Annotated in this window: 25 protein-coding genes and 1 pseudogene; 4 read left to right on the forward strand and 22 right to left on the reverse strand. The window is 40.7% G+C overall.

Annotation, left to right across the window (positions count from 1 at the left end; all coding sequences use genetic code 11):
• Nucleotides 1-119: 119 nt before the first annotated feature.
• From H9631_RS00940 to H9631_RS00975, 8 genes are all read right to left on the reverse strand, one after another.
• Nucleotides 120-866: a class I SAM-dependent DNA methyltransferase gene (locus H9631_RS00940; RefSeq protein ID WP_191809371.1), complete on the reverse strand. Its 747-nt coding sequence runs from the start codon at nucleotides 864-866 to the stop codon at nucleotides 120-122.
• Nucleotides 863-1,219, reverse strand: a complete 357-nt coding sequence (gene rsfS, locus H9631_RS00945) for a ribosome silencing factor (RefSeq protein WP_191809372.1) — start codon at nucleotides 1,217-1,219, stop codon at nucleotides 863-865. Before rsfS ends, H9631_RS00940 begins: the two co-directional genes overlap by 4 nt.
• A gap of 14 nt (nucleotides 1,220-1,233) precedes the next feature.
• On the reverse strand, nucleotides 1,234-1,791 hold the full coding sequence (gene yqeK / locus H9631_RS00950) for a bis(5'-nucleosyl)-tetraphosphatase (symmetrical) YqeK (RefSeq protein WP_191809373.1): 558 nt from the start codon (nucleotides 1,789-1,791) through the stop codon (nucleotides 1,234-1,236).
• The gene (locus H9631_RS00955; protein ID WP_191809374.1) at nucleotides 1,781-2,353 is read right to left on the reverse strand and encodes a nicotinate-nucleotide adenylyltransferase; all 573 of its coding nucleotides are present in this window, start codon (nucleotides 2,351-2,353) and stop codon (nucleotides 1,781-1,783) included. Before H9631_RS00955 ends, yqeK begins: the two co-directional genes overlap by 11 nt.
• 4 nt (nucleotides 2,354-2,357) lie before the next feature.
• Nucleotides 2,358-2,657, reverse strand: a complete 300-nt coding sequence (yhbY, locus tag H9631_RS00960; RefSeq protein ID WP_191809375.1) for a ribosome assembly RNA-binding protein YhbY — start codon at nucleotides 2,655-2,657, stop codon at nucleotides 2,358-2,360.
• Nucleotides 2,651-3,493, reverse strand: a complete 843-nt coding sequence (gene aroE, locus H9631_RS00965) for a shikimate dehydrogenase (protein ID WP_191809376.1) — start codon at nucleotides 3,491-3,493, stop codon at nucleotides 2,651-2,653. Before aroE ends, yhbY begins: the two co-directional genes overlap by 7 nt.
• 72 nt (nucleotides 3,494-3,565) lie before the next feature.
• Nucleotides 3,566-4,672 carry a ribosome biogenesis GTPase YqeH gene (gene yqeH, locus H9631_RS00970; RefSeq protein WP_191809377.1) on the reverse strand — a complete coding sequence of 369 codons (1,107 nt, stop codon included), beginning with the start codon at nucleotides 4,670-4,672 and terminating at the stop codon, nucleotides 3,566-3,568.
• Nucleotides 4,669-5,184, reverse strand: coding sequence for a YqeG family HAD IIIA-type phosphatase (locus H9631_RS00975; RefSeq protein ID WP_191809378.1), 516 nt, complete (start codon nucleotides 5,182-5,184; stop codon nucleotides 4,669-4,671). The genes yqeH and H9631_RS00975 overlap by 4 nt, the downstream gene beginning before the upstream one ends.
• A gap of 341 nt (nucleotides 5,185-5,525) precedes the next feature.
• Between H9631_RS00975 and sda the strand changes: the two genes are divergently transcribed.
• Complete coding sequence (sda, locus tag H9631_RS00980) at nucleotides 5,526-5,666, forward strand: sporulation histidine kinase inhibitor Sda (protein ID WP_191809379.1); 141 nt, start codon at nucleotides 5,526-5,528, stop codon at nucleotides 5,664-5,666.
• A 275-nt stretch (nucleotides 5,667-5,941) separates the two neighbouring features.
• Here the strand turns inward: sda and H9631_RS00985 are convergent, their stop codons facing one another.
• The gene (locus H9631_RS00985; protein ID WP_191809380.1) at nucleotides 5,942-6,736 is read right to left on the reverse strand and encodes a phosphatidylserine decarboxylase; all 795 of its coding nucleotides are present in this window, start codon (nucleotides 6,734-6,736) and stop codon (nucleotides 5,942-5,944) included.
• 104 nt (nucleotides 6,737-6,840) lie between these two features.
• On the opposite strand from H9631_RS00985, the gene pssA reads away from it, so the two are divergent.
• A complete protein-coding gene (gene pssA / locus H9631_RS00990; protein ID WP_191809381.1) occupies nucleotides 6,841-7,380 on the forward strand; it encodes a CDP-diacylglycerol--serine O-phosphatidyltransferase in 540 nt (179 codons plus the stop codon).
• A gap of 48 nt (nucleotides 7,381-7,428) precedes the next feature.
• Here pssA and H9631_RS00995 read toward each other — a convergent pair whose 3' ends face one another.
• Together H9631_RS00995 and sigK are read right to left on the reverse strand one after the other, a co-directional pair.
• On the reverse strand, nucleotides 7,429-7,569 hold the full coding sequence (locus H9631_RS00995) for a hypothetical protein (RefSeq protein ID WP_191809382.1): 141 nt from the start codon (nucleotides 7,567-7,569) through the stop codon (nucleotides 7,429-7,431).
• A 29-nt stretch (nucleotides 7,570-7,598) separates the two neighbouring features.
• Nucleotides 7,599-8,336, reverse strand: a complete 738-nt coding sequence (sigK, locus tag H9631_RS01000) for an RNA polymerase sporulation sigma factor SigK (RefSeq protein ID WP_191809383.1) — start codon at nucleotides 8,334-8,336, stop codon at nucleotides 7,599-7,601.
• Nucleotides 8,337-9,140: 804 nt separating this feature from the next.
• Between sigK and H9631_RS22220 the strand changes: the two genes are divergently transcribed.
• Both H9631_RS22220 and H9631_RS01010 read left to right on the forward strand, forming a co-directional pair.
• On the forward strand, nucleotides 9,141-10,565 hold the full coding sequence (locus H9631_RS22220) for a thermonuclease family protein (RefSeq protein WP_225220777.1): 1,425 nt from the start codon (nucleotides 9,141-9,143) through the stop codon (nucleotides 10,563-10,565).
• A 227-nt stretch (nucleotides 10,566-10,792) separates the two neighbouring features.
• Nucleotides 10,793-12,580, forward strand: a pseudogene (locus H9631_RS01010) (M3 family oligoendopeptidase).
• A 40-nt stretch (nucleotides 12,581-12,620) separates the two neighbouring features.
• Here H9631_RS01010 and mtnN read toward each other — a convergent pair.
• The 11 genes from mtnN to H9631_RS01065 all read right to left on the reverse strand — a co-directional run bounded on the left by mtnN (nucleotide 12,621) and on the right by H9631_RS01065 (nucleotide 24,146).
• A complete protein-coding gene (mtnN, locus tag H9631_RS01015; RefSeq protein ID WP_191809384.1) occupies nucleotides 12,621-13,319 on the reverse strand; it encodes a 5'-methylthioadenosine/S-adenosylhomocysteine nucleosidase in 699 nt (232 codons plus the stop codon).
• A gap of 239 nt (nucleotides 13,320-13,558) precedes the next feature.
• The gene (locus H9631_RS01020; RefSeq protein ID WP_191809385.1) at nucleotides 13,559-14,182 is read right to left on the reverse strand and encodes a YrrS family protein; all 624 of its coding nucleotides are present in this window, start codon (nucleotides 14,180-14,182) and stop codon (nucleotides 13,559-13,561) included.
• Between the two features lie 63 nt (nucleotides 14,183-14,245).
• Nucleotides 14,246-16,021: a peptidoglycan D,D-transpeptidase FtsI family protein gene (locus tag H9631_RS01025; RefSeq protein ID WP_191809386.1), complete on the reverse strand. Its 1,776-nt coding sequence runs from the start codon at nucleotides 16,019-16,021 to the stop codon at nucleotides 14,246-14,248.
• Nucleotides 16,022-16,191: 170 nt separating this feature from the next.
• Nucleotides 16,192-16,668 carry a transcription elongation factor GreA gene (gene greA, locus H9631_RS01030; protein WP_191809387.1) on the reverse strand — a complete coding sequence of 159 codons (477 nt, stop codon included), beginning with the start codon at nucleotides 16,666-16,668 and terminating at the stop codon, nucleotides 16,192-16,194.
• Between the two features lie 182 nt (nucleotides 16,669-16,850).
• Nucleotides 16,851-17,486, reverse strand: coding sequence for an O-methyltransferase (locus H9631_RS01035; protein ID WP_191809388.1), 636 nt, complete (start codon nucleotides 17,484-17,486; stop codon nucleotides 16,851-16,853).
• An 8-nt stretch (nucleotides 17,487-17,494) separates the two neighbouring features.
• Nucleotides 17,495-18,652 carry an endolytic transglycosylase MltG gene (gene mltG, locus H9631_RS01040; protein ID WP_191809389.1) on the reverse strand — a complete coding sequence of 386 codons (1,158 nt, stop codon included), beginning with the start codon at nucleotides 18,650-18,652 and terminating at the stop codon, nucleotides 17,495-17,497.
• A 397-nt stretch (nucleotides 18,653-19,049) separates the two neighbouring features.
• Nucleotides 19,050-19,334, reverse strand: coding sequence for a DUF1292 domain-containing protein (locus H9631_RS01045; protein WP_191809390.1), 285 nt, complete (start codon nucleotides 19,332-19,334; stop codon nucleotides 19,050-19,052).
• Between the two features lie 11 nt (nucleotides 19,335-19,345).
• Nucleotides 19,346-19,765: a Holliday junction resolvase RuvX gene (ruvX, locus tag H9631_RS01050; RefSeq protein ID WP_191809391.1), complete on the reverse strand. Its 420-nt coding sequence runs from the start codon at nucleotides 19,763-19,765 to the stop codon at nucleotides 19,346-19,348.
• Between the two features lie 3 nt (nucleotides 19,766-19,768).
• Nucleotides 19,769-20,038 carry an IreB family regulatory phosphoprotein gene (locus H9631_RS01055; protein ID WP_160705412.1) on the reverse strand — a complete coding sequence of 90 codons (270 nt, stop codon included), beginning with the start codon at nucleotides 20,036-20,038 and terminating at the stop codon, nucleotides 19,769-19,771.
• An 87-nt stretch (nucleotides 20,039-20,125) separates the two neighbouring features.
• Nucleotides 20,126-22,753: an alanine--tRNA ligase gene (alaS, locus tag H9631_RS01060; protein WP_191809392.1), complete on the reverse strand. Its 2,628-nt coding sequence runs from the start codon at nucleotides 22,751-22,753 to the stop codon at nucleotides 20,126-20,128.
• 322 nt (nucleotides 22,754-23,075) lie between these two features.
• Nucleotides 23,076-24,146 (reverse strand): AI-2E family transporter, encoded by a 1,071-nt coding sequence (locus tag H9631_RS01065; RefSeq protein WP_191809393.1) that lies wholly within the window; start codon nucleotides 24,144-24,146, stop codon nucleotides 23,076-23,078.
• Between the last annotated feature and the right edge of the window lie 11 nt (nucleotides 24,147-24,157).

Raw genomic sequence — 24,157 nt, forward strand, 5'->3', positions numbered from 1 at the left:
CGCAACATCATTGACAAGGCATACAAACAAAGGAGGGGCGCAGAAACCTTAGCAGCGCCACCCGACAAGTGCTAGTACAAGCGAAACGGCCAGACGTCACGCTTTTAGGCGGCCCCTCCTTATTTTTTTCTGCACGTAAAAAAGATGCGTTGAGATGTTTCTTTCGGAGGAACCTCACTAAAATCAGCAGTAACGGACAGAACCTCAAAGCCGGCATCCTGAAGCCAATTTAGATAATCACGCATGGGAAAGGTTCTCTGCTGGTGGAACTCTTCAATGCGATCATATCGGCCTGACTCTTCGTCCAAAACAAAGAAAGTCAAATCATGCTCAACCGAATGAGGTTCTTCTCCTGGGAAAGAACTCCATATATAAGCAACTTCCTCCTCATTCCATGTGAACGTCTGATTTGAAAAAATATGCACCATTTGATAAGTCGAGTGGACATCAAATAGAAACAAGCCTTCCGGCGCTAAATGACTATGGACATGGCGGAAGGTATCCCTTACTTCTTCAGGCGTTGATAAATAATTGAGGGAATCACAAAAAATTGTGGCAATGTCGTATTCTGGAAGTCCATCTATCTTGCTCATATCTTGTTGGAACAAGGGAAACACTACGCCTTCTTTTCCTGCTTTCTCTGCAGCAACAGCCAACATATCCTCTGACATATCCACCCCGGTCACATCGAAACCCTTCTTAATCAGGCGAATAGACAACTCACCCGTACCGCAACCCAAATCAAGCACCCGGCTTCCGGGTGCCTGATAGCGCTCCGCCTCCTCACATAAATATTGGACCCAGCTATCATATGGCGCATCTGCCATCAAATGGTCATATACATACGCTAGCTGTTCATAACTCACGGAGCCAATTCCTTTTGAATATTTTCGATTGGAGCATCTCCCCAAAGCCTTTCAAGATTATAATAGCTTCTTTCATCTCTATGGAACACGTGTGCAATTACATTCCCCATGTCAATTAAAACCCATTTGGCTTCCTCGAACCCCTCTATTTTCTTAACATCAAGGCCCGCTTTTTCTGCAGCTGATTTCACTTCCCGTGCTATCGCCTGAACCTGTTTTTCTGATGTCCCATGGCAGATGAGAAAATAATCCGTAATGAGTGAAATCCCTTGCATGTTCAAGACCACGATGTCTTCCGCTTTTTTGTCATCGGCAGCCTTTACCACCGTTTTCAAAAGTGCTTTTGAATCCAAATTTTATCTCCTCCTTATTTTTTAACCATATCGTTATATGCTTCAAATGTGTCAGGAAAAATAGGGGTAGATTTGTCGATTAAAAACTTGATAGTATTTCCCAGCGACTGTCTCAAAGCTTTATCCAAATCAATGTCTGCAAGCATTCTAACTTCATCAAGGCCGTCAAACTGTCTTCCTGGTTCAATATAATCCGCAATATAAATGATTTTTTCCAAGAGTGACATTCCTGCCCTTCCAGTTGTATGATAGCGGATCGCATTGAAGATATCCAAATCATCAATTCCTATTTCGTCCCGGACAATTATAGCTCCTGCCGGACCATGCCAAAGCTCTGGATGATAATTCATTAACCGGGAGTCCATCTGTTGATTAGAAATGATTTTTTTCAACTCATTGACTGGAAGAAGTTTGGCATAATCATGAAAAATCGCAGCCAGGACTGTTTTCTCAACATCTTCTCCATATTTGATAGCCAGTTTTTCTGCTGTTTCCGCGACCCTTTTAGTATGTTCATATCGCGGACCCGCTATTTTTTCATTGACTATAGTAAAAGCTTGTTCACGATTCATATAAATAATTCTCCTCTATATAACGAATAACCTGATCCGGTAATAAATATTTTATGGACATTCCTTTTTTTATCCGGTCTCTAATCATGGAGGAAGAAATTTCAATCATCGGGACTTCAACAAATTTAACCGGATACGGGCTTTCCAATTTAATATGAGGCCGATTCGTACCGACGAACTGAACAAGTTTGACTAACTTCTCAATATTATACCAGTGGGGCAAATATTCCACCATGTCAGCCCCGATAATAAAATAATAGTCGTTTTGCGGATTCTTTTCTTTTAATATCTTCATCGTATCATATGTGTAAGAGCGTCCGGCTTGATTTAATTCTATTGTTTCTATAGAAAATTTCGGGTGTCCTTCAATAGCCCTTTCCAGCATGGCGAGTCGATTTTCCACCGTAGTTCCGGTGTGCCGGTCTTTGTGCGGCGGTTCATGATTAGGCATGAATTTCACTTCATCAAGTCCCAAACGATCCAGTACTTCATTTGCAATAATCAGATGACCCAGATGTAGAGGATCAAACGTTCCTCCCAGGATGCCTATTTTCCTCTTCATCCGATCAACCCTTTACTGGCAGCTCTATTTGTTTGTTTTCTCGTGATTCCTTATATAGAACGATGATCCTCCCGATGATTTGTACAAGTTCACTATGAGTACCTCTGACTATTTCCTCAGCCACAGTCTCTCTATCATCGTCACAATTTTGAAGAATGCTTATTTTGAGCAGCTCGCGCGCTTCCAACGCATCATCAATCTGTTTAACCATATTTTCACTTACTCCGCCTTTGCCCACTTGAAAAATGGGTTGAAGATGATGCGCTTTTGCTCGTAAAAATCTTTTTTGCTTTCCAGTTAGCATGGTAATTCCTCCAAGAAATTAGTCAAAGTTTGTTTCATGCGCAAAACATCCGGTTTAACATCGGTCCATTTTTCAAAAGCCAACGCCCCTTGATAAACAAGCATGCCAAGACCATTTTGCGTTTTTGCTCCTTTTTGTACCGCCTCTTTAAGGAACATTGTTTCAGATGGATTATAAATAATGTCAGAAACAAAAGCAGACGACCTGACTCCTTCTAGTGAAATAGGGCTTTTACCTATCTCAGGGGCCATTCCTATAGAAGTTGTCTGTACAATCAAGGTGTATTCCCCAATGTTCGCTTCCCCTTCTTCCAGTGTCATCGCTTTTGATTCAGCTTGATAAGGCTGTCCTGCAATCAAAGCTTCTGCTTTTTGAATCGTCCTGTTACATATATCCACCCGCTGAACTCCAATAGACAATAATGTGTAATAGATAGCCTTTGCCGCACCTCCGGCTCCAATAATTAAAGCCCGCTCTTCTGTTAAATCTTCTTTCCAAGCTTGCTTGAGAGACTCCACAAAGCCGGCTCCGTCAGTATTATAGCCGACAAATATATCGCCTTCCCTGACAACTGTATTGACTGCTCCGATGGCCTCAGCAAGCGGATCTACTTTATCTAATAATGGAATGATAGCTGTTTTATGAGGGATAGTGACATTAAAGCCGGCAACCCCTATCACTTTCATTCCCTCTACAGCCGCTTTCAAATCCTTCCCTTTTATATGGAATGGATGGTAATAAGCATCGATATCAAGCTTCTGGAGCTCTTTGTTATGCATAGCCGGTGATAATGAATGGGCTATTGGATCCCCAATCACGCCATATAATTTTTTCAATCCAATCATCCTGTCTTTATATAATCAAATGCCCCTTTGCATATTTGCGCCCAGATTTTATCGACCCGCTCGTTAAATAAGAGAAGGCCTTAATAAAACCGAAACACCTTTAGGCGCATACGCTGCAATCTGTGCTCCCTGTTCTTTTAACGTAACCCAGCCAAGCCCCGAAAAGACGATATCCATTTTATCATCTTTTAATTTAAATTCATGTCTGATGAGCTCTGGAAAATTTTCAAACTCCCCTTTTCCCGGAGGCTGCAACATTTCACCAGCATGTTTCTCATACAGCTCGTCTGCCTTTTCAAGCTTGGTCCGATGAATTTCAATGCTGTTAGCCAAATAGCAAACAACCGGTCTACGGCCGCCTTTGATGTAATCAAACCTTGCAAGCCCTCCAAAGAATAATGTCTGGTTTTCATTTAATTGATAGACACGCGGCTTAATTTCTTTTTTAGGCGTAATGATCTTCAAATCTTTTTTATTTACATAGTGTGCCATTTGATGATGGTTGATAATGCCCGGGGTGTCAACGAGACTTTTGCCGTCATCCAGCGGGATTTCAATAATATCGAGCGTTGTGCCTGGTACATGTGATGTGGTAATCACATCGTTCCCGCCCGCAGCAGTCTTAATGATACGGTTGATAAATGTAGACTTTCCTACATTTGTACACCCTACAACATACACATCTTTTCCTTGGCGAAGAGAATCGATTTCAGCAAGTGCTTCCTGGATTCCGTTTCCTTTCGCAGCACTGACAAGTAAAACATCCAAAGGAATGAGTCCCAATTCCTTTGCCTGCTTTTTCATCCAGTTGACCAATTTATTTTTGTTAGTCGATTTCGGCAGAAGATCCACTTTGTTACCGACTAAAAGAACCGGATTTTTGCCGACAAACCTTTGAAGACCAGGAATCCAGCTCCCATTGAAATCAAAAATGTCTATGATTTTAACAATTAGGCTGTCTGTATTACCGATTGCATGGAGAATATCAAGGAAGCTTTGATCCGACAGTTCTACATCCTGCACTTCGTTGTAATGTCTTAAGCGAAAGCATCTCTGGCAAATAATTTCTTCTTTCTCCAATGCAGAGCGAGGCGCATATCCTAGTTCACCTGGTCTATCAGTCTGGATAGCTACACCGCAGCCGATGCAATGTAAATCGTTCACATTCATTCCTCCCATTTAACTAAACCTTTACGTTTAAAAGTAGACATGATCCTTCTTTCTACCATGCGGTTAAACCGCGTAAAAAAACCATCTGACTGGGCAACCGGGACAACAAGAATCGTATAAAATCCGGCACGATTGCCCCCGAACACGTCAGTCAACAGCTGGTCGCCGATAATCACAGTCTCCTCGCGTGATAATCCCATTTCTCTCGCAGCTCGCTTAAAAGCTTTTCTGGATGGTTTTTTGGCTCTATGAATAAATGGGATATTCAATGGATTAGAAAAATCTCCTACTCTTTTTTCATTATTGTTCGATACAATCGTCACTTTCATGTCATGGCTCTTTAACTCCTCCAACCATTCGATTAGCCGGGGAGTAGCATAAGGACGGTCCCATTCAACAAGCGTATTATCCAAATCAGTGATAATTCCTTTTACACCTTTTGCTTTTAAAACAGCTGGATCTATTAAGAAAATGCTTTTCACATATTCATTCGGTAAAAATCGTTTCAACAAATTGTGCACCCCATTATTTCTTCATCATATTTCAATCTTAATCAATCTGCCAAGGAGTTTCAAAATATTACAGGAAGAAAAATGTTTCCTAAACTTTTCGACAAATTCTAACACCACCCTGAATTGTGGGTAACTTTATAAACACAACAAAGTCATCAACGAACAGCTTAAATCCTGTTATAAACAAATTGATCACAAGTTATCCACTGTTGATTGTGGATAAAGGAACGCTTGTTCCATAAGCTTTTCTTTGCTAAAGTGAAGTTACAAATAAAAGAACTTATCATTTTATTCAATATGCCTTTGCTTTAGAACGTGAATATCTTCTGGAGGTGAAGCTGGTGAAAAAGCTATCCGACGAATTATTGATTGAAACTTACTTTAAAGCAAAAAGATTAAACTTAAACCCTGAATTCATCAGTCTTATGGAAACCGAAATAGAACGCCGTTCATTAGCTCGTCGATCAAAAATGCTTTGCTGAGCAGAGTGTTATAAAGAAAAGGGCTGGACAAGTTTTAATAAGAATTCCCTCATAGGGAATGTCAGATTTCTTCTACACTGCATCTTTCGACAAGTTGAAGGAAAGCTTCCTTGAATACGTTTATCTTGAATTCCTTGCGAGCTTACTCCAATGATAACTCGCCCTGCATCTTTCAGTACAATTTAAACCAGATCCTTAGTTTGTGAAATTAAAAATAACAGAAATTTTGTTTAATTTTATGATTACTTTAAATAAAGCACCTTCCCGGGTGCTTTTTATTGATTTTTTTTGCCTGACAATCTTCCCAGCGATTCTCCCATCCTAATTTCTCCTGCTGATTTAACAATGTCGCCTGGGATAAATGCTCCTTTTTGGAAAAGAAGGATTACTGTCGATCCGAAGGAAAAATAGGCGACTTCTTCTCCTTTTCCCCATTCCCGCTCCGTATTCGTGACAACAACAGAGTTGATAAACATTGCCCCAACCTTGACTACGGCAACTGTTGTCTCTCCAGAACCAATTTCGGTGACGACCCGATGATTTTTCGCCAATACAGAATGTCCAAATTTTAATCCAAACCGATTAACCGGAAACGATTTGCTCCCAAGGGAATAGCTTTTCATCACTTTTCCGCTCACAGGGCTATGAATTCTGTGATAATGAGAAGGACTTAGGTATATAATGATATACGTCCCGCCTTCATATTTTTCAGCTTGATGCGTACCGCCGAGCATCTCAGAAATAGAATAAATTTTTCCCTTGACTATTATTTCCTTGCTGGAGGTAATAGTACCCGTGTCTTCTATTACACCATCTACAGGACTAGCGACACTGTCATGGCTGTTGTCAACTACTCTTGCCCCTTCTTTCAAGCGTCTTGTGAAGAAAGAGTGCAAGGTAGAATATGATCGGATATCTTTTGACATCTCGTCCTGATTTATTTGATAATGGGCAGCGTAGGATTTAATAAAAACCCTGCTCATCTCGGAATTTGTAAACTTCCTTAATGCTGCTGATATAAATGGTCCATTTGTAAGTTCGATAAAAAAGCGATATAAAGCGGCTTTCAATCCGATTGCCTCCAAACAAATCTTAAATTTATACTTAACTTTATGAAGAAGAAACCATATAATTAAATAATGAAATATCTATTATACCGAAAAGGAGGAGTGTTATGTTTCTGTCCGATGTCGTCGATCATACGATTAAAAAAATAAAAGCTCAGTCGGCCAATGTCCTGACATTCACAAACCTGGGACTCGGCGGCTTTGCTATCATCGCAGGGACTAATGGTCAGCTTCATTTAAGCCTCCTGCTTATATTCATAGCTGCAATGACTGATCGTTTTGACGGAATGGTTGCAAGAAAGCTTCAAATCGAATCAGAACTTGGAAAACAGCTTGATTCCATAAGTGATATCATTTCTTTTGGCGTAGCACCCGCTTTGCTATTATACCAAGGAATTTTAAATTTGTTTGGTTTCCCGGGCGTATTTTTTACAATATTTTATATTGGTTGCGGTGCTTTTCGACTTGCGAGGTTCAATATTTCCGAGAATAACGGCTTTTTTACCGGTCTTCCCATTACAGCGGCAGGCTGTCTGCTTACTCTTAGTTATTTGGCAATTCCTTACCTCCCACCATTTTCTTTCTTGTTCATCACTCTCGGTCTATCACTTCTAATGATCAGCACGTTTTCATTGAAAAAAGTATAATAAAAAGCCAGTTTCGCTTTGGATCTCGCGGAACTGGCTTTTTATTCTTTACTTCTTTTTCATATTTTTCTCTGACTTTTTTATCTTTTTTTCTTTCAAAAGATATTCCTGAAAAATAGCTCCACCTTCATAAATCATTCTCTGTACTTCCAATTCGTATTGTTCACACCCATAATTGTTCCTAAGCAAATTACTTCGGACCTCCCTTAATTTTTTTGCTAACCTCCTTTTTCGTCACCTTTCAGATTTTTCATCTTATCTTTTTCCGCTCTGTAAAATTCATGGAACATCTTCATAAGAGCCCTTTTTTCAATTCGCGAGACATAACTCCTTGAAATACCTAATTCCTTGGCAATCTCCCGCTGTGTCCGTTCCTTCTCAAGATTCAGGCCAAATCTGCCTATAATCACTTCTTTTTCCCTTTCATCCAACACATCGATATACTCCTTGATTTTTTCCAGCTCCATATTTAGTTGAATCGTATCAAAAATATCCTCTGCATCAGATTTTAATACATCAATTAATGAGATTTCGTTTCCTTCTTTATCCTGCCCGATCGGATCATGCAGAGAAATGTCCTTACGTGTTTTTTTAAGGGCCCGTAAGTGCATAAGAATCTCATTTTCTATACATCTCGCTGCATATGTGGCAAGTTTTGTTCCTTTTCCGAACGAATAGCTTTCAATCGCCTTGATTAACCCGATGGTGCCGATTGAAATCAGATCCTCTGAATCTTCCCCAGTATTTTCAAATTTCTTCACAATGTGGGCGACAAGCCGGAGGTTATGCTCGATCAATATGTTCCGTGCTTCTTCATCTCCTTCCGCCATTCTCATTAAGTATTTTTTTTCATCTTCCGGAGAAAGCGGCTGCGGAAATGCATTGTTCTTTACATACGACACAAGGAATATAAGCTCTTTGAACAGCAAGCCGATAGCCGTAATAATTCCCGACAAATGCTCACCCCCCTGATGTAATGACCCACTGATTACATGTATATGATGATCAAAAAGGACAATTGCTTGTCTAGCGAAAATAGTTCTTGTTCATAGGGGTTTTGTTATGAAAATTAGAGTATTTATCAGATAAGTACAGCACTCAGGCTGGGAGGAAAAACCTGTTACGGTTCTAATAATTCAATACAAACTAATAATTCATTTGACCGTCTGCTAAAAACTTGATGCTTTTGAGCGGGAGTTACGATTTTATTATTCATATGAAAATTTCAATTTGGGTACTGAGAAAAACCATATTTTCTCAGGGTAAAATTGAATTTTCGGCTAATTTTTAACGATTGTTTAGATAAATATGGTAATCTATCTATATTGCAATATTACTTAAATCTTTTATGTTCACAAGAAATTGGCGCACTTAAAAAAATTTAAATAAATTATAGGTAAATTAACACACGAAAATAGTCGCCACTCATTGGTTTTACTACACAATGTCTTTATGCTTATTGTCATGTATAAAGAAGTAGCAGAACCTAAATTCGCCCAGATTATATCAAGCCCCGCTCGATATAATCTGTGGCATCCATGGGAAGCTTTAACTTTATTCAGTCGGGGTTTTAATCCCAGATGAATGGAATACCAATTTGCATTCAGCTCACCACTTTACAGGAGGGGGATTCTGCTGAATGAAGTTTAATAATGCAGATTAACCCTGAAGGGCTTTTCTTATAAAATCTCGGGAGCAAAATGTTTCCGAGAACTTAAACAGTTTTTATTATAACAAAAATAAAACGGGGGTAATTTAAGTTGTTTGTTAATCTGTTGCTAATTATGACCTTCTTAGGTAGTGGGATGGCATTTTTAGCTTTCTTCGTCCTCTCTATTATTAGAGGCTTATTCAAAAAGGGACCAAGTTTTAAATTTATTAGCTTGGTAACAGGTGTTCCGGCTCTGGTTTTATTCATTTTTACTATCGTTTTGTTATCTTATGATGAACCGGAAGAAGCAGTCTCAACGGCTCCAGAAAAACAAACTGAGACTGAGTTGGTAGAGGAAGAAAAAACATTTACACCTAAATTAAAGATTGCTAGTGAAGTTATTGACAACCAAGTTGAGATAGCTGGGGAAACTAATCTCCCTGATAAAACTGCCCTCTTGGTTACTTTAAAGAACAACAAAGATAAAAGTATAGAAAAAACTACCTCTGTCAAGGATGGGAAATTTTCTTTAGATGCTATCCCTATTGAAGAGTTGAAATCTGGAAAACAAAAGATTGAATTATCTTTGTCTGATGACCAGCCTGATTCAGTTATAGAAATTATTGGTGTCGACGGAAAATTATTGACTGGCGAACTGATTGATGATGAAAAACAATTAATCGTAACGGCCAAAATGGATGTTCCCAGCGAGCGCTCCCCTCCTAGTGACGTAAAAGGAGAAAAAGTTAAAGTCACCCATGCTGTTGATGGTGACACTATCGTTGTTGATTTGGATAGAAAAGAAGAGAAAGTCCGAATGATTTTAGTCGATGCTCCTGAAACCAAACATCCGCAAATAGGAGTCCAACCGTTCGGACCAGAAGCAGTTGAATTCACAGCTAAGACTCTCGAGGGAAAAACAGTCACTCTTGAACTCGGAACACAAGAAAGGGACAAATCTGGAAAGCTCCTAGCCTATGTATGGATTGAAGACAAGCTATTTAATAATATGCTATTGGAAAAAGGCTTTGCCAGAGTAGCTGTTTCACCATCAGATACAAAGTATCTGGAAGAATTTGAAGCCACACAAGAAAAAGCGAAGAAAAAAGGTATCGGCATCTGGTCAATCAAAAATTATGTTCAAGATGACGGATTTAAAAAGCCGAAAAAGGAAAAAGAAAAATCCATTGCAGCTGCACCTAAAAAAGAAACAAGTCAACCACCTTTGAAGAAAGCTGAACCGAAGCCTGAGCCGCAACCCGAAAAACAAGCAGCTCCGTCGGAGCCTAAGCCAACACCAAAGGAAGAAGCGAAGCCCGCTCCACAACCAAAACCTGAGACAAAGCCGGCCCCTGCTCCTGAGCCAGAACCGGAGCCTGCGCTGGATCAATCAGCTTGTGATATTAAAGGAAGTGTTAACGGAATATATCATACTCCGAGCAGTAGATACTACAGCAGGACAAAAAAGGTAGTTCAATGGTTTTGTTCAGAGCAAGAAGCGAAAAATGCCGGATACCGGCCGCCAGAACAATAAAATAAATTTATTATTGACCTGCCGATCTTTTTAACTCCCTTCTTTTTCAATGGATGAGTGAGAATATTTACTCGAAAGAAAGATACTCATTAAGCCCTATGGAGCTTTACTTTTAAAGGAGAAGGGCATCCCCCAATAAATCCGAAACATATTCATAGGAGCTTTGTTATGAAAATCGGGTTATTTATCATATAATGAAAAGACATTTCTAGAGGAGGGGAAAGCTTTTGATTCCAACTACATATTCAACGACATGGAATCTTGATGTTTTTTTTCCTGGAGGCAGTTCATCCAAAGAATTTCTTGCTCATTAGGAGAAAGTGAAAGCCGAAATTCAATCGTTTGAAAACAGCATAAAAGCTTGGGATGCTGCAAGCAGCAAAGATACAGGTCTGGTTCATATATTAGAAAAGTTTCAAAAGGCTGATTTGGGACTTGAACAAGCAGAATCTTTTGTATCCTGCCTTCAGGCACAAAATATGGACGATGTAAAAGCGAATGAATTAAGGGGCATTGTGACTTCATTAGCTTCAAATTTTGATACGGCATTGACACATTTAGACAAAGCCTTTGTACAAATCGAAGAATCGAATTGGCAGAAGCTGATTGAACTGGAGCCTTTACAGGAATTGCAGTTTGTTTTAAATGAAAGGCGCCGCCAAGCAGCGGAAAAACTGTCTAAAGAAGAAGAAACGCTCATTAATGAGTTGGCTGTAGATGGCTACCATGGCTGGGAAGAAATGTATGATGCGATTGTTAGCCAATTAAGCATTCCTTTTAATGAAAATGGCAAGGAAGTCCAACTATCTGTCGGTCAGGCCCAAAATAAGTTTTCAAGCCATGACAGGGAAATACGTAATCAGGTATTTACTGAATGGGAAAAAGCTTGGAGTAAACAAGCGGAGCTTCTCTCCACTACTTTAAATCATCTATCCGGATTTCGCTTAGCCGTATATAAAAAACGCGGCTGGAATGACGTTTTGCAAGAAGCATTGGAGTACAATCGTATGAGCAAAGAAACACTGGATATTATGTGGAAAGTGATTTCTGATAATAAAAAGCCTTTTGTTGAATTTCTTGAAAGAAAAGCACGCCTGCTTGGTATGGAGAAATTAAATTGGTACGATCTGGATGCTCCAATAACAGATTCTGCAAAAATGTATAGCTATCAGGAAGGCGCCGCTTTCATCATCAATCACTTCAGGGAATTTGGTAACGAGCTTTCCCACTTTGCTGAAAAGGCATTTGAAGACAAGTGGATCGAAGCGGAAGATCGCCCTGGAAAGCGTCCAGGAGGTTTTTGTACGTCCTTTCCTTTGAGCAATCAGTCAAGGATTTTCATGACATACTCAGACACTTATGAAAATGTATCAACTCTTGCCCATGAATTGGGTCATGCTTTCCACACTTATGCTATGAAAGATGTTCATCCTCTAAATTGCCATTATGCTATGAATGTAGCGGAAACTGCCTCGACTTTCGCAGAGACGATTGTTGCGGATGCAGCGCTCAAACTGGCTAAAAATGATGGAGAGAAGCTCGCCCTTCTTGAAAGTAAGATACAAAGTTCCATTGCTCTTCTTATGAATATCCATGCCCGTTTCCTTTTTGAGACACGCTTTTATGAAGAGCGCAAAAAGGGAATGGTGAGCACTGCAAAGCTGAATGAAATGATGGAGGATGCTCAAAAGGAAGCATATGGCGATTCACTAGGACAATATCACCCGCACTTTTGGGGCTCTAAGCTTCATTTTTATATTACGGATGTTCCTTTTTATAACTTCCCTTATACGTTTGGATATTTATTTTCACTAGGCATCTACGCCCATGCGAAGAAAGAAGGAAAAGACTACGAGCAAGAGTACATTTCTCTGTTGAAAGACACTGGAAAAATGACTGTAGAGGAACTTGCGAAAAAACACTTGGGAGTAGACTTGACAAAAGCGGAGTTTTGGCAAGCCGGCGTTGATCTTTGTATAAAAGATGTAGAAGAGTTTCTCAACATGACAAAATAATGGAAAAGCCGAAGGCGTCCACTGACCCTTCGGCTTCCTATTATTTTCCCAGCATTTTGATCATTTCCATCACAAGATTTGCAGAATTGACGGAAGCCTTGATAATAAATTTGTCAAACGAAATCTCCGATTTTTGACCGGCAATATCTGATAAAGATCTGATGATGACAAAAGGAATATCGAATTGATGCGCGACTTGAGCAATGGCTGCCCCTTCCATTTCCACTGCCTGAATATCAGGGAATTTTTCCCGGACAAATTGAACTTTATCCGGATCGCTCATAAACGTATCTCCAGTGGCAATCAGCCCTTTAATGGATTGGACTCCATCAACCGACCTTGCCGCTGTCTCGGCAATTTCTATCAACTGATCATTTGCTTTAAAAGCTTCCGGAAGCTGTGGCACTTGCCCATACGCGTAGCCAAAAGCAGTTACGTCGACATCATGGTGACGGACTTCACTAGAAATGACGAGATCACCGATACTGAGTTCAGGATTATATCCTCCAGCAGATCCCGTATTGATCACGGCATCCGGCTTGTATCTCTCCAATAAAATTGCAGTAGCCACGGCTGCATTCACTTTACCTATTCCAGACTTTGATAAAATAATGTCTTTATCGTTTAGCGTACCTATGAAATATTCACAATGGGCCACCTTTTCTACCTTTTGTACATCCATTTTCTCGCGTAGAAGCTCAACCTCTTCTTCCATCGCCCCTATAACTGCTATTTTCATTTCTCCAAACTCCCCTATGTTTTTATAAAATATGAAGATTCTCCGCTGCCTCTCTAGTTTATACAAATAAAGGACACAACAAAATCTAGCCCAAACTCAACAGCCATTAGCCACAACATGCCTCAACAATAAACTCCATCAGGCCCAAGCCTAGAGACAGAAAGCAAGGTTACTAAGGCGACCTTTGCCGCCCTGATTCCCTTTATCTCATTGCAACTGTTTTAAGTTGCATGTCTGATTTATCTTCTATCATTTTGAATCAGCTTTTTCACTTCAACAGGTTTCCAGCCTTCACCGTCTACCCATTCGATATAGACACGATACGTATCATCGCTCCCCTTTGCTGATACTGTCAATTCTGCCTGTTTTTCTGGATTGTCGCCGCCTGTAACCCACCAGGCAGTCATATTGTCAGCCGGAATGTCAACAGCGTAGGCAGCAGCCTTGAGTTTCTCATTCCAGTCAGTTGTTCCCATATTGTAAGAAGATTGATGACCACTCCCCTGATCAGTTCCAATCGGTTTCCAAGCAGGATTGACTAATACCTTCTCAACATTCGCTTCATCACTTTCTCTTTCTTCCAATTTCCCGTCTTCCTTGTCCTTTTCATCAGCTGGCTCATCTTCTTTTGTCTTGGTCTGCACGTTCTTTTCCTCAGCCGGCTGATCCTTTTTCTTTGTTTCTTCGGAATTCGAAGGGCTTGTCTGTTTATCAGTATTGTCTCCTCCGAAAAAAATGTTTCCTCCGACAATCAGGATTAAAATGATGATAACCGCAATAAGCGTATTTAAAATAATGTTCGTTTTTCTCCGTTTTGCACGGAGAGCAGAGCGTGATTTATCATCCTTGAAATCAATCGGCATTAAAAATCCCTCCCCGTATTGTACCTATAATATCATGGACAGGGGAAAACATGCATCCATTTTTCACCTTGGGGAATCACCGGGATGAACATTTGTTTCGTTTTTCTCATAAATCATCTGTACGATATCCGCAAATAACGGATTGACCCCGCCTTCATCTCCAGGTACATTCACGTTCACGGTGACTAGAACATATTGCGGTTCATCAAACGGAAAATAACCTGCAAACCATTTATGATGGAGTTGCTTCCCTTCATGAATCACAGATGTTTCTGCTGTGCCCGTTTTTCCAGCTACCTCATATGGAAGATCCTTTAGAAGGTTGCCCGTCCCTTCCGGGTCAGTCACTACTTTTCTAAGCAGCTGCTGCATTTTAATTGCAGCATATGGTGATATCTGGTCTCCATCAGACTTTTGCTCATCAAATGATGCCATTGTCGTTCCATCACCGTATTGGATCTCAGAAACTGCTCTTACTGACCTTTTCTCCCCGCCTCTGGCGATGACAGCTATCATATTTGCCACCGACAACGGAGATAGGCGGACTTCCTGCTGCCCAATCCCTGTTTGTGCGATAAAGTTTTGATCTTTTCGGCTTGCATTATCAGCAAAGACCCTTCCAATATCATGCTCAAATTGTTTAAATTCACTTAATTGGAATACATCCCCCTGCCAAGATACGGCTTCAAGCAAACCAAGCTTGCGAGCATAATTTTCAAGTATCATCGGGTCTTTTTCCATTAAGCGTCCAGCTAATTCCGCAAAGGTTCGATTACAGCTCCTGGCAAAGCTTTCCTCAAAATTAAGGCTGCCGAGATTTCGTTCTGCCGGGTTTCCCCTAATATCCAAGTCACAGCGGAACTGTTCTTTGTCTTTCACAACCCCTTCCTCGATTGCTGCCTCAGCTATGACAGTCTTAAAGACAGATCCAGGAATAAGCTGCTTGAACATCATGTTCTTCGATCCTTCGTCGAAATAGGGATCTTTGCTGTTGATACTAGGTTTGGAGGCCACGGCTACAATATCGTTCGTTTTTACATCCAGCAGGATGGCTCCCCCATTTTGAATGTGATGTTCATCCAACAGTGATTCAATCTCTTTTTGCAAGACTTGGTCAATTGTAGTTTTTACCTGTAAAGGAAAAAATGGGTTTGATTGTCCCGCATACTTCACATCAATCCCGAATAAAGGATTTCCAATCCCATCAACATGGTAGACAAATTTGGTTTCTTTTTCGGCCTGTAAAAATTCATCAAACGATTGTTCCAATCCCGTGAGCCCGACCGATTTATTTCTCCAATCTTTATCAGGATATCGGCTTTTAAACATCTTTTCATTCTCACCGTAAATGCCGAGAAATTGGGCAGCAGGCGGCTGCTCGGGAAATATTTTCTTTTTAACGGCAAATACTCCAGGTATCTGAAGCTCGTTAATATCATCGGCTTGCTGCTCTGTTAGTAATAAGGGGTCTTCTTTTCCCCTTGCAACGACTGGTTCCTTTGCTGCTTCCACCTGACTCTTAAGATCTCGGTGGGAAATGTCCAAGATTTTGGCAATCTGCGTACTATTCCAGTCCATCCTCTTGATAAAAGGAAAGAGTACCAGGACAGACTTTTCTTCATAGGAAATCGGCTCTCCTTCCCTGTCAAGAAACTGCCCCCGGCCATCATCTAATACGAGCTCATGTGTCCTTTGTTTTACGCTTTCTTTAATTAAATTCACATGGTATGCAGAAAAGTTTTCAGCTTGAAATAACTGTATCTGCATTAACCTTCCCATAAGACCTGTCATCATCATAAAAATCAGAATAGATATGAACAAAACACGTTTTTGAAGCATTTTAAGCACCTCTTTCCCATTGTTGCCGCCTAGAGAAAGAGATATAACCAGCAGTAAAAATTCCTTGAGAAAAAGTGTACTGTATTAAGCATAGCAAACGGCATGATCACAGGAACAATGCCCATAAAAAAACACGGATAAGCCCGTTTTTGAGGCCTCCGTGTTTGGATTTAGCTGATAGAAACGATTCTAACGCGCATTTCGCCGCCAGGAGTCTGACAAGTTACTTCTTGATTTACTTTTTGTCCCATCAAGCTTTTGGCTATCGGTGAATCATTAGAAATCTTACCCTCGAATGGATCAGCTTCAGCACTTCCAACTATTGTGTAAGTTTCCTCATCTCCATCAGGGAGTTCTTTAAAAGTAACCGTTTTCCCGAGGCTCACTTTATCAGAATTAAGATCGTCTTCTTCAATGATTTTGGCATTTCGGATCATATTTTCTAAGGTTGTGATCCTTCCTTCAACAAATGCCTGTTCCTCTTTAGCAGAGTCATATTCCGAGTTCTCCGAAAGATCCCCGAAACTGCGGGCTACTTTAATCCGTTCCACGACTTCTTTTCTGCGGACAGATTTTAAGTATTCAAGTTCTTGCTCCAATTTTTCTTTTCCGGCTTCCGTCATATGAAATTCTTTTTCTGTAGCCATTACCCTTCACTCCTTATGAATTCCCTCATCCAGCATTATGGATTATTCAATCATGAAATACGTGACAGCGCGCCACATAGAGGGCGCGCTATCTTTTCATAATAGTTCTTTATATTATTATCTATGTCATCATATTACAAAAATGATTTTAGTTCAAGGGTACGTACACCATTTGCACATAATCACCGCTTTTTACTTACCGCAAGCCCATCCCCTACTGGAATGATAGTTGTAATATATTCGTCATGCTCCATAAGGCAACTATTGAATTCTTTCATCTTTCTTGCAAGACTTCGAAAGCGCCTCTGGTCGACGGTCTCTGCGGCAACATATCCCCTGAATAAAACATTGTCGGAGTATATACATCCCTGAGTAGTCAGCATTGACCCATACATATTAAAAAATTTCAGGTATTGGCCTTTTGCTGCATCAATAAAGATGGCATCGTAAGGTCCTAACTCCTTCACTTTTTCAAGCAGTTCCAAAGCATCGCCTTCCAGAATATTGATTCGGTCAGCTTTACCGGCCTCCTGAATATATTTTCTTGCCTGTTCCGCTCTATCAGGATCTATTTCTATCGTCACGATTTCTGCTTCAGGCAGGGCCTCTGACATCCTCAATGCAGAATAGCCGATCGCTGTTCCAATCTCCAAGATTTTGGCAGGATTTTGCATCCTCATAAATTGCAGCATCACATCAATGGCTGTCTGCTCCATAATAGGAATACGTTCTTTTTCTGCTAGACTCTCCATTTCCTGAAAAAGCTCATTTCGGGACGGAAGCAGGGACTCGATATATTGGCTAATGGATTGATTCATAGGTCCACCTACTTCCTTTTATCCGTAATGTATTTAGCTTTTAACTCATTATGCTCTTTTAATGTTTTAGCATAGTGGACTTCCCCAGTGCCATGTTCAGCCAAAAAGTATAAATATTTGCTGTCTGCCGGATTCAGGGCAGCTTCAATGGACGTCTCACCCGCATTGGAAATCGGGCCTGGAGGCAGACCTTTGACTTTGTATGTGTTATATGGTGACTCTACCTCAAGATCTTTATACATTGTTCGCTTCTTATGCTTACCCAATGCATATAAAACAGTAGGGTCTGTCTGAAGTGGCATATCCTCTTCCATGCGATTATAGAAAACACTTGAAATCAAATGTCTGTCCGCTTTTGCCGTTGCCTCTTTTTCAATCAGGGAAGCCATCGTCAATAACTCATGGGTATTGATGTCCTTTTCCTCTATCTTCTCGGAAAACTTCGCTACAACTTCCTGCGTTTTTTTGATCATCGGATCAATAATCGCCGCGATTGAAGGATTTTCCTCATAATAGGAATAAGTTGCTGGATATAAATATCCTTCCAGCGGATGCTTCACCTTACTGCTAAACGAATCTTCCGTTAAGAGCTCTGGATATTTTTCACTAAATAGGTTTACAGTCTCTTCACTATCAAGATCTTTCAATATCTTATCCTTGGAGCCGCCCGTCTGCTTGGCAATTAATCCTGCAATCTGATCTAAAGAATATCCTTCAGGTATCGTCAGCTTAAATATCGCTTTTTGGGCCAGCACACCGGTTTGCAGGTTTTGTGAGATTTCTTTTAACGACATAGATGGAGAAAATGTATAGGTCCCTGCCTGAAAACCCGATATATTATTGAATTTAACATAGTACTTGAAGACAGAGGCATTTTTAATAACTCTTTTATCCTCAAGCAGTTTGCCGATGGAAGTTGTTGAAGATCCGATTGGAACCTCCACTTGGATTTCCTTTTTACTGTCTGAATCTACTGGTTTAAGAGCAGACTTTATATATATATAAATCCCCAGTGCCGCTATTAAAATCAGAGCACTGCAAGTTAGCGTAATAATAGCAACAATTTTTCTTATAATAACTGCCTCACTCCTTTTTTCGAGCAAATTCTCTCTCATTGCGGCTGCTCTAGCCTGCTTGTCTATTTTTTCTTGCCCCTCTTTTGTCATTAAGCCGGGCCCCCTCCCGAGACTGCTGTTATTTTGTTTGCACACCACAACTATTATACAATAATTTTAAAAAACGTCAGTGAAAAATCTCGGATTTTATCAATAACATAAGAAAAGCGAAAGCGCCTTGGTCAACACAGGCAATCAAGACGATTCTCGAGAAGGCATCGCAGGAAAGTGGCTTGATCCTTGCAGGACTAGCGCTGACCGCCTCAATTTGCCACGTCCTGTGACTTCGGTGGCACTAGTACATCCTGTAAGTCCTTGGACACTGAAAAGCTTTTCTTTGAATAAAATTTTCCATAACAAACTATCCTTTCTTTACACAGAAACGAAAGGTCATTGATTTTGACAAAAAATTCGCCGACCCTGGAATCCCCGGATCGGCGAACTTTTATTACTCCTCTTCTTCGTCAAGAAAAGTGTTAAGCATTTCTTCTATCATTTCCCACTCTTCTTCGGTTTCGATCGGTTGCATATTTCCGTCTTCTCCATTTTCGTTTGAAGTATAAGAAGACGCATGAATTTCAATCTCCTCGTTTTCACCATTGTCTGAACCGGCTGGATAGTACAGGACATATGATTTGTTGAATTCATCTGAGTCAAATGTAAAGAGGACTTCAAATAATTCTTCGTTTCCTTCTTCATCCACAACTGTTATATAATTTTCACCATTTTCCATTAATAATCACCTCATAATTGTTGGCTATCTAAAAAGCCTTGTAATATCATTACAGCTGCCATTTTATCAATGACTTTTTTTCTTTTCTTTCTGCTGACGTCCGCTTCCAGAAGGACCCTTTCAGCCGCCATTGTGCTTAGTCGTTCATCCCATAACTGGACAGGTAGCTGAAATCTGCTTCTCAATTCTTCAGCATAAGTCATCGAAGCTTCTCCGCGTGGGCCAATCGTATTATTCATATTTTTCGGAAGACCGACAATGATTTGTTCAATACGGTATTCTTTAATAATCTCACCAATTCGTTCGAATCCAAACTGGTTCCTATCTTCATTGATCGATATTGTCTCAATGCCCTGAGCGGTCCAGCCCATTTCATCGCTGACTGCAACGCCCACTGTCCTCGAGCCAACATCAAGGCCCATAATCCTCAAAACTCACTTCTCCTCACGATGCTGCTTTAAATAGGACTTCACCAGCTCTTCGATGATTTCATCCCTTTCCAGCTTTCTCATTAAATTACGTGCATCCTGATGCCTTGGAATATAGGCAGGGTCACCAGAGAGCAAATAACCGACGATTTGGTTAATGGGATTATATCCCTTCTCTTGAAGAGCCCCGTATACGTGCAGCAGAACTTCTTTGACATCATGCTCCATTGGATCATCATAAAACTCAAATCGCATTGTTTTATCAAAAGAGCTCATTTACAACAACACCTTCTTTCAGAACTTGCGTACAGGATTGGCCCGCTGTAAAACATTACCTTCATTGTACATGATTTGAAGCCGGAATCAAACGGATTTTATCCATTCATTTACATAGGCAAGAGCAGATTCCAATTGATCAGGGTTTTTCCCACCAGCCTGAGCCATATCCGGACGCCCTCCGCCGCCTCCACCACAGCGGGAAGCTACTTCTTTAACCAATTTTCCAGCATGATATCCTTTTTCCATTAAATCTTTTGTAACTCCGGCAATAATATTCACTTTTCCACTTTGCGCAGACCCGAGCACGACGATTCCTGAGCCAAGCTGTTGTTTTAAATCATCGCCCATGTTTCTCAGCGTGTTCATATCAGCGCCTTGGACAATGCTCGCAATGAATTTGACGCCTTCAACCTCTTTAGCTTTTTGGATAAGACTTCCAGCTTCCACATGTGCTAGTTTTGCCGTAAGAGATTCATTTTCCCTTTGAAGTTCTTTTAATTCCAAAAGAAGAGATTCTGTTCTTTCGTGCACTTGGGCTGGTTTTGTTTTTAACTTGTCCGCGACATTATGCAGTTCATTTACCTGCTCATTCATAAAGCGGAATGCATGCTCACCTGTAACGGCTTCTATTCGACGTGCACCAGCTCCAATACCACTTTCTGTAATAATTTTGAACAGCCCTATTTCTGCCGTATTAGAAACATGACAGCCACCGCATAATTCAAGACTGGCTCCAGCTGATACAACGCGGACTATATCACCGTATTTTTCGCCAAATAACGCCATTGCTCCCATTTGCTTCGCTTCTTCCAAGCCTGTCAGCTTTGTCTGCACCACATGATTGGCCCAGATTTCACGATTTACTTTTTCTTCAACTTTTTCTAGCTCTTCTTCCGTTACAGAGCCGAAATGGGAAAAATCAAAACGGAGCCTTCCCGGTCCGACGTATGAACCAGCCTGATTGACATGTGTTCCGAGAACATCTTTTAATGCCTTATGCAACAAGTGGGTTGCCGTATGGTTTTTGATGATTTGGCCCCGCATTTTCTCATCAACTTTTGCCTTCACTTCACTGCCAGTTCTGATTGTCCCTTCTTTGATCATCCCTGTATGAAGATTTTGGCCGTTTGGAGCTTTGATGACTCTACTCACTTCGATTTCAAAACCAGGTCCACTGACTGCCCCATGGTCTGCAACTTGTCCGCCGCTTTCTGCATAAAAAGGCGTAACATCCAATAAAAATTGAATTTCCTCTCCTTCTTCGGCCTTCTCAGTGATTTCACCATCTTTTAATATGGCTAGAACAACCGAATCTGTAGCGAGGCGATCATAGCCCACAAATTCACTGCTGACTGTCAATTCAGCAAGGGTGCTGTTTTGAACTTGCATAGACTCCGTTTCGCTCCGTGCAGAGCGCGCCCTTTCCCGTTGCTTTTCCATTTCTTGTGCAAAGCCCTCATGATCAACTTTTAACTGCTCTTCTTCCGCATATTCTTCCGTTAATTCTACAGGAAAGCCATATGTGTCATAGAGCCTGAAAACATCTTCTCCGGAGATCATATCTTTTCCTTCAGCTTTTGCTTTCTTAATTAATGAAGACAGGATTTCCAATCCATCATTCAATGTTTCATGGAAACGTTCCTCTTCATTTTTGATCACTCGCTGAATAAAATCTGTGCTCTCCAATACTTTCGGATAGAAATCTTTCATGATTTCCCCAACCACAACTACAAGACGATACATGAATGGTTTTTCAATTCCCAATTCTTTCCCATAACGTACAGCCCTGCGGAGAAGTCTCCTTAATACGTATCCACGGCCTTCATTTGAAGGCAAAGCCCCGTCACTTACAGCAAATACAACTGTCCGTACATGGTCCGCAATAACTTTGAATGCTGTATCCAGTCCCGCATTTGCATAAGCTTTACCGGAGAGCTTTTCAGTTTCCTTGATAATTGGCATAAATAAATCTGTCTCAAAATTGGTCGGTACATCTTGGACAACAGAAGCCATCCGCTCTAGCCCCATGCCCGTATCAATGTTTTTCTTGGGAAGAGGAGTGTAGGTTCCGTCTGGATTGTGATTAAACTGTGAAAATACAAGGTTCCAGATTTCAAGATACCTTTCATTTTCTCCACCCGGAAATAATTCGGGATCATCCGGATCGTCCCCATATTCGGGGCCTCTGTCATAAAAGATCTCCGAGTTTGGCCCGCTCGGCCCTTCACCAATGTCCCAGAAGTTCTCTTTAAGACGAATGATTCTTTCTTTTGGCAAGCCGATCGACTGGTTCCATAGTTCAAAAGCTTCGTCATCTTCCGGATGGATTGTAACAGACAGTTTTTCAGGATCGAATCCAATCCATTTGTCATCTGTCAAAAACTCCCATGCCCATTCAATCGCTTCTTTCTTGAAATAATCCCCTATGGAAAAATTTCCAAGCATCTCAAAAAATGTATGGTGCCTTGCTGTTTTTCCCACATTTTCAATGTCATTTGTCCGGATAGACTTTTGGGCATTGACGATTTTGGGATTCTCTGGAATCTCCCTGCCATCAAAGTATTTCTTGAGTGTTGCAACTCCACTGTTAATCCACAGCAAAGAAGGATCGTCATGTGGAATAAGAGAAGCGCTAGGCTCCACTTTATGTCCTTTCTCCTGGAAAAAATCCAGAAACATCTGTCTTATTTGTGAACCAGTCAGTTTTTTCATAATTTTTCCTCCTTATGCGAAATAAAAAAGCTCCTCCCCAGCCAGGGGCGAAGCTTAGACGCGGTACCACCCTGATTTAGCAAAGAATTACACTTTTGCCATCTCTCAGGACCTTAACGCGGTAAACGGCAGGCTTTTAACTGCACTCCGGATTAGCTCATTATTACTCTTCATCTAGAATTTCTTTCAGCCGCGGAAATTCCTCTCTTCGGCAACGAAAAAATCGTCGCTCAGATGGGCAGTAATAAGAATGGATCCTTCTTCGTTTTTCCAGTATATTAGCTACTAGAAATTATAGGTAATAGAAAAATCTTTGTCAATCTTAAGTCTGTTTTACCTTAATAAAGTAGTCGCGCGAATGAACAACAGCCACTTTGAAAATAGCCAAAAGAGGGACAGCGACGAGCATTCCGATCACCCCTCCCGCTTCTCCGCCTATAATTAAAGCGGCAATGATAAAAAGAGGATGAATATTAATTGATTTCCCAACTATATATGGTGAAAGGACATTCCCCTCCAATAATTGCAGCAAAACAATGATTCCGACTGACATCATAGCCAGTTTGACAGAGCTAAGCAAAGCAAAAGCAGTGACAGGCACAGCCCCGATGACCGGGCCAAAATAAGGAATTATATTTGTAAAAGCAACAATAGATCCCATAATAACCGGATAATCCAATCCTATCATCCAAAATAAAAAACTAGAAACCGTTCCAATGATTAAACAAACAAGGAGCTGCCCCCGAATGTATCCTCCAAGAGAGATATTTACTGCAGCAAGAAATTCCTTTCCTTGCTTCCTCCATCGCTTCGGTGTCATATACCACACAGCCTGTTTAATCAGATCAAGATCCTTTAATATGTAAAAAGAAATGAACGGAATGACAGCCAAAATAAAAATAAAGTTGAAGAGTCCTTTGAAGATAGACATCATCTTTTCCAAAAATTTATTCAACCATTGTTCAAAATCATCAACGCGTCCTTCGATTTGAGCCTGTATTCCATCCGGCCATCTCGAAGTCGATTCATGCAAGTCTTTTACAAGACCTTTGTAATGCCCTGCCAATTCAGGTACATGTTCTGAAAAATGACTGATTTGATTAATCAAAACGGGAATCCCCATATAAAGAGCATAGCCCATCCCACCAAAAAACAGCAAATATATCGCAAGAATCGCAACAATCCGATTGATGCCGAGCATCTCAATTTTTTCGACAATCGGATAAAGAAGATAGGCAATAAAGCCACCAATTATAAATGGCAGCAGTCCAATACACACAATCGTGAAAACAGGTTTCCATAAGGGTTTTATCAACAAAAAGCAATAAAGAATAATAAATAACAATAACAAAATTGCCAAATTGTATATTAAGCGGTGCCGCTTTTGCTTCAACATGCTCCCTC

The sequence above is a fragment of the Bacillus norwichensis genome (assembly GCF_014836955.1).
GTDB lineage: Bacteria > Bacillota > Bacilli > Bacillales > Bacillaceae_C > Siminovitchia > Siminovitchia norwichensis.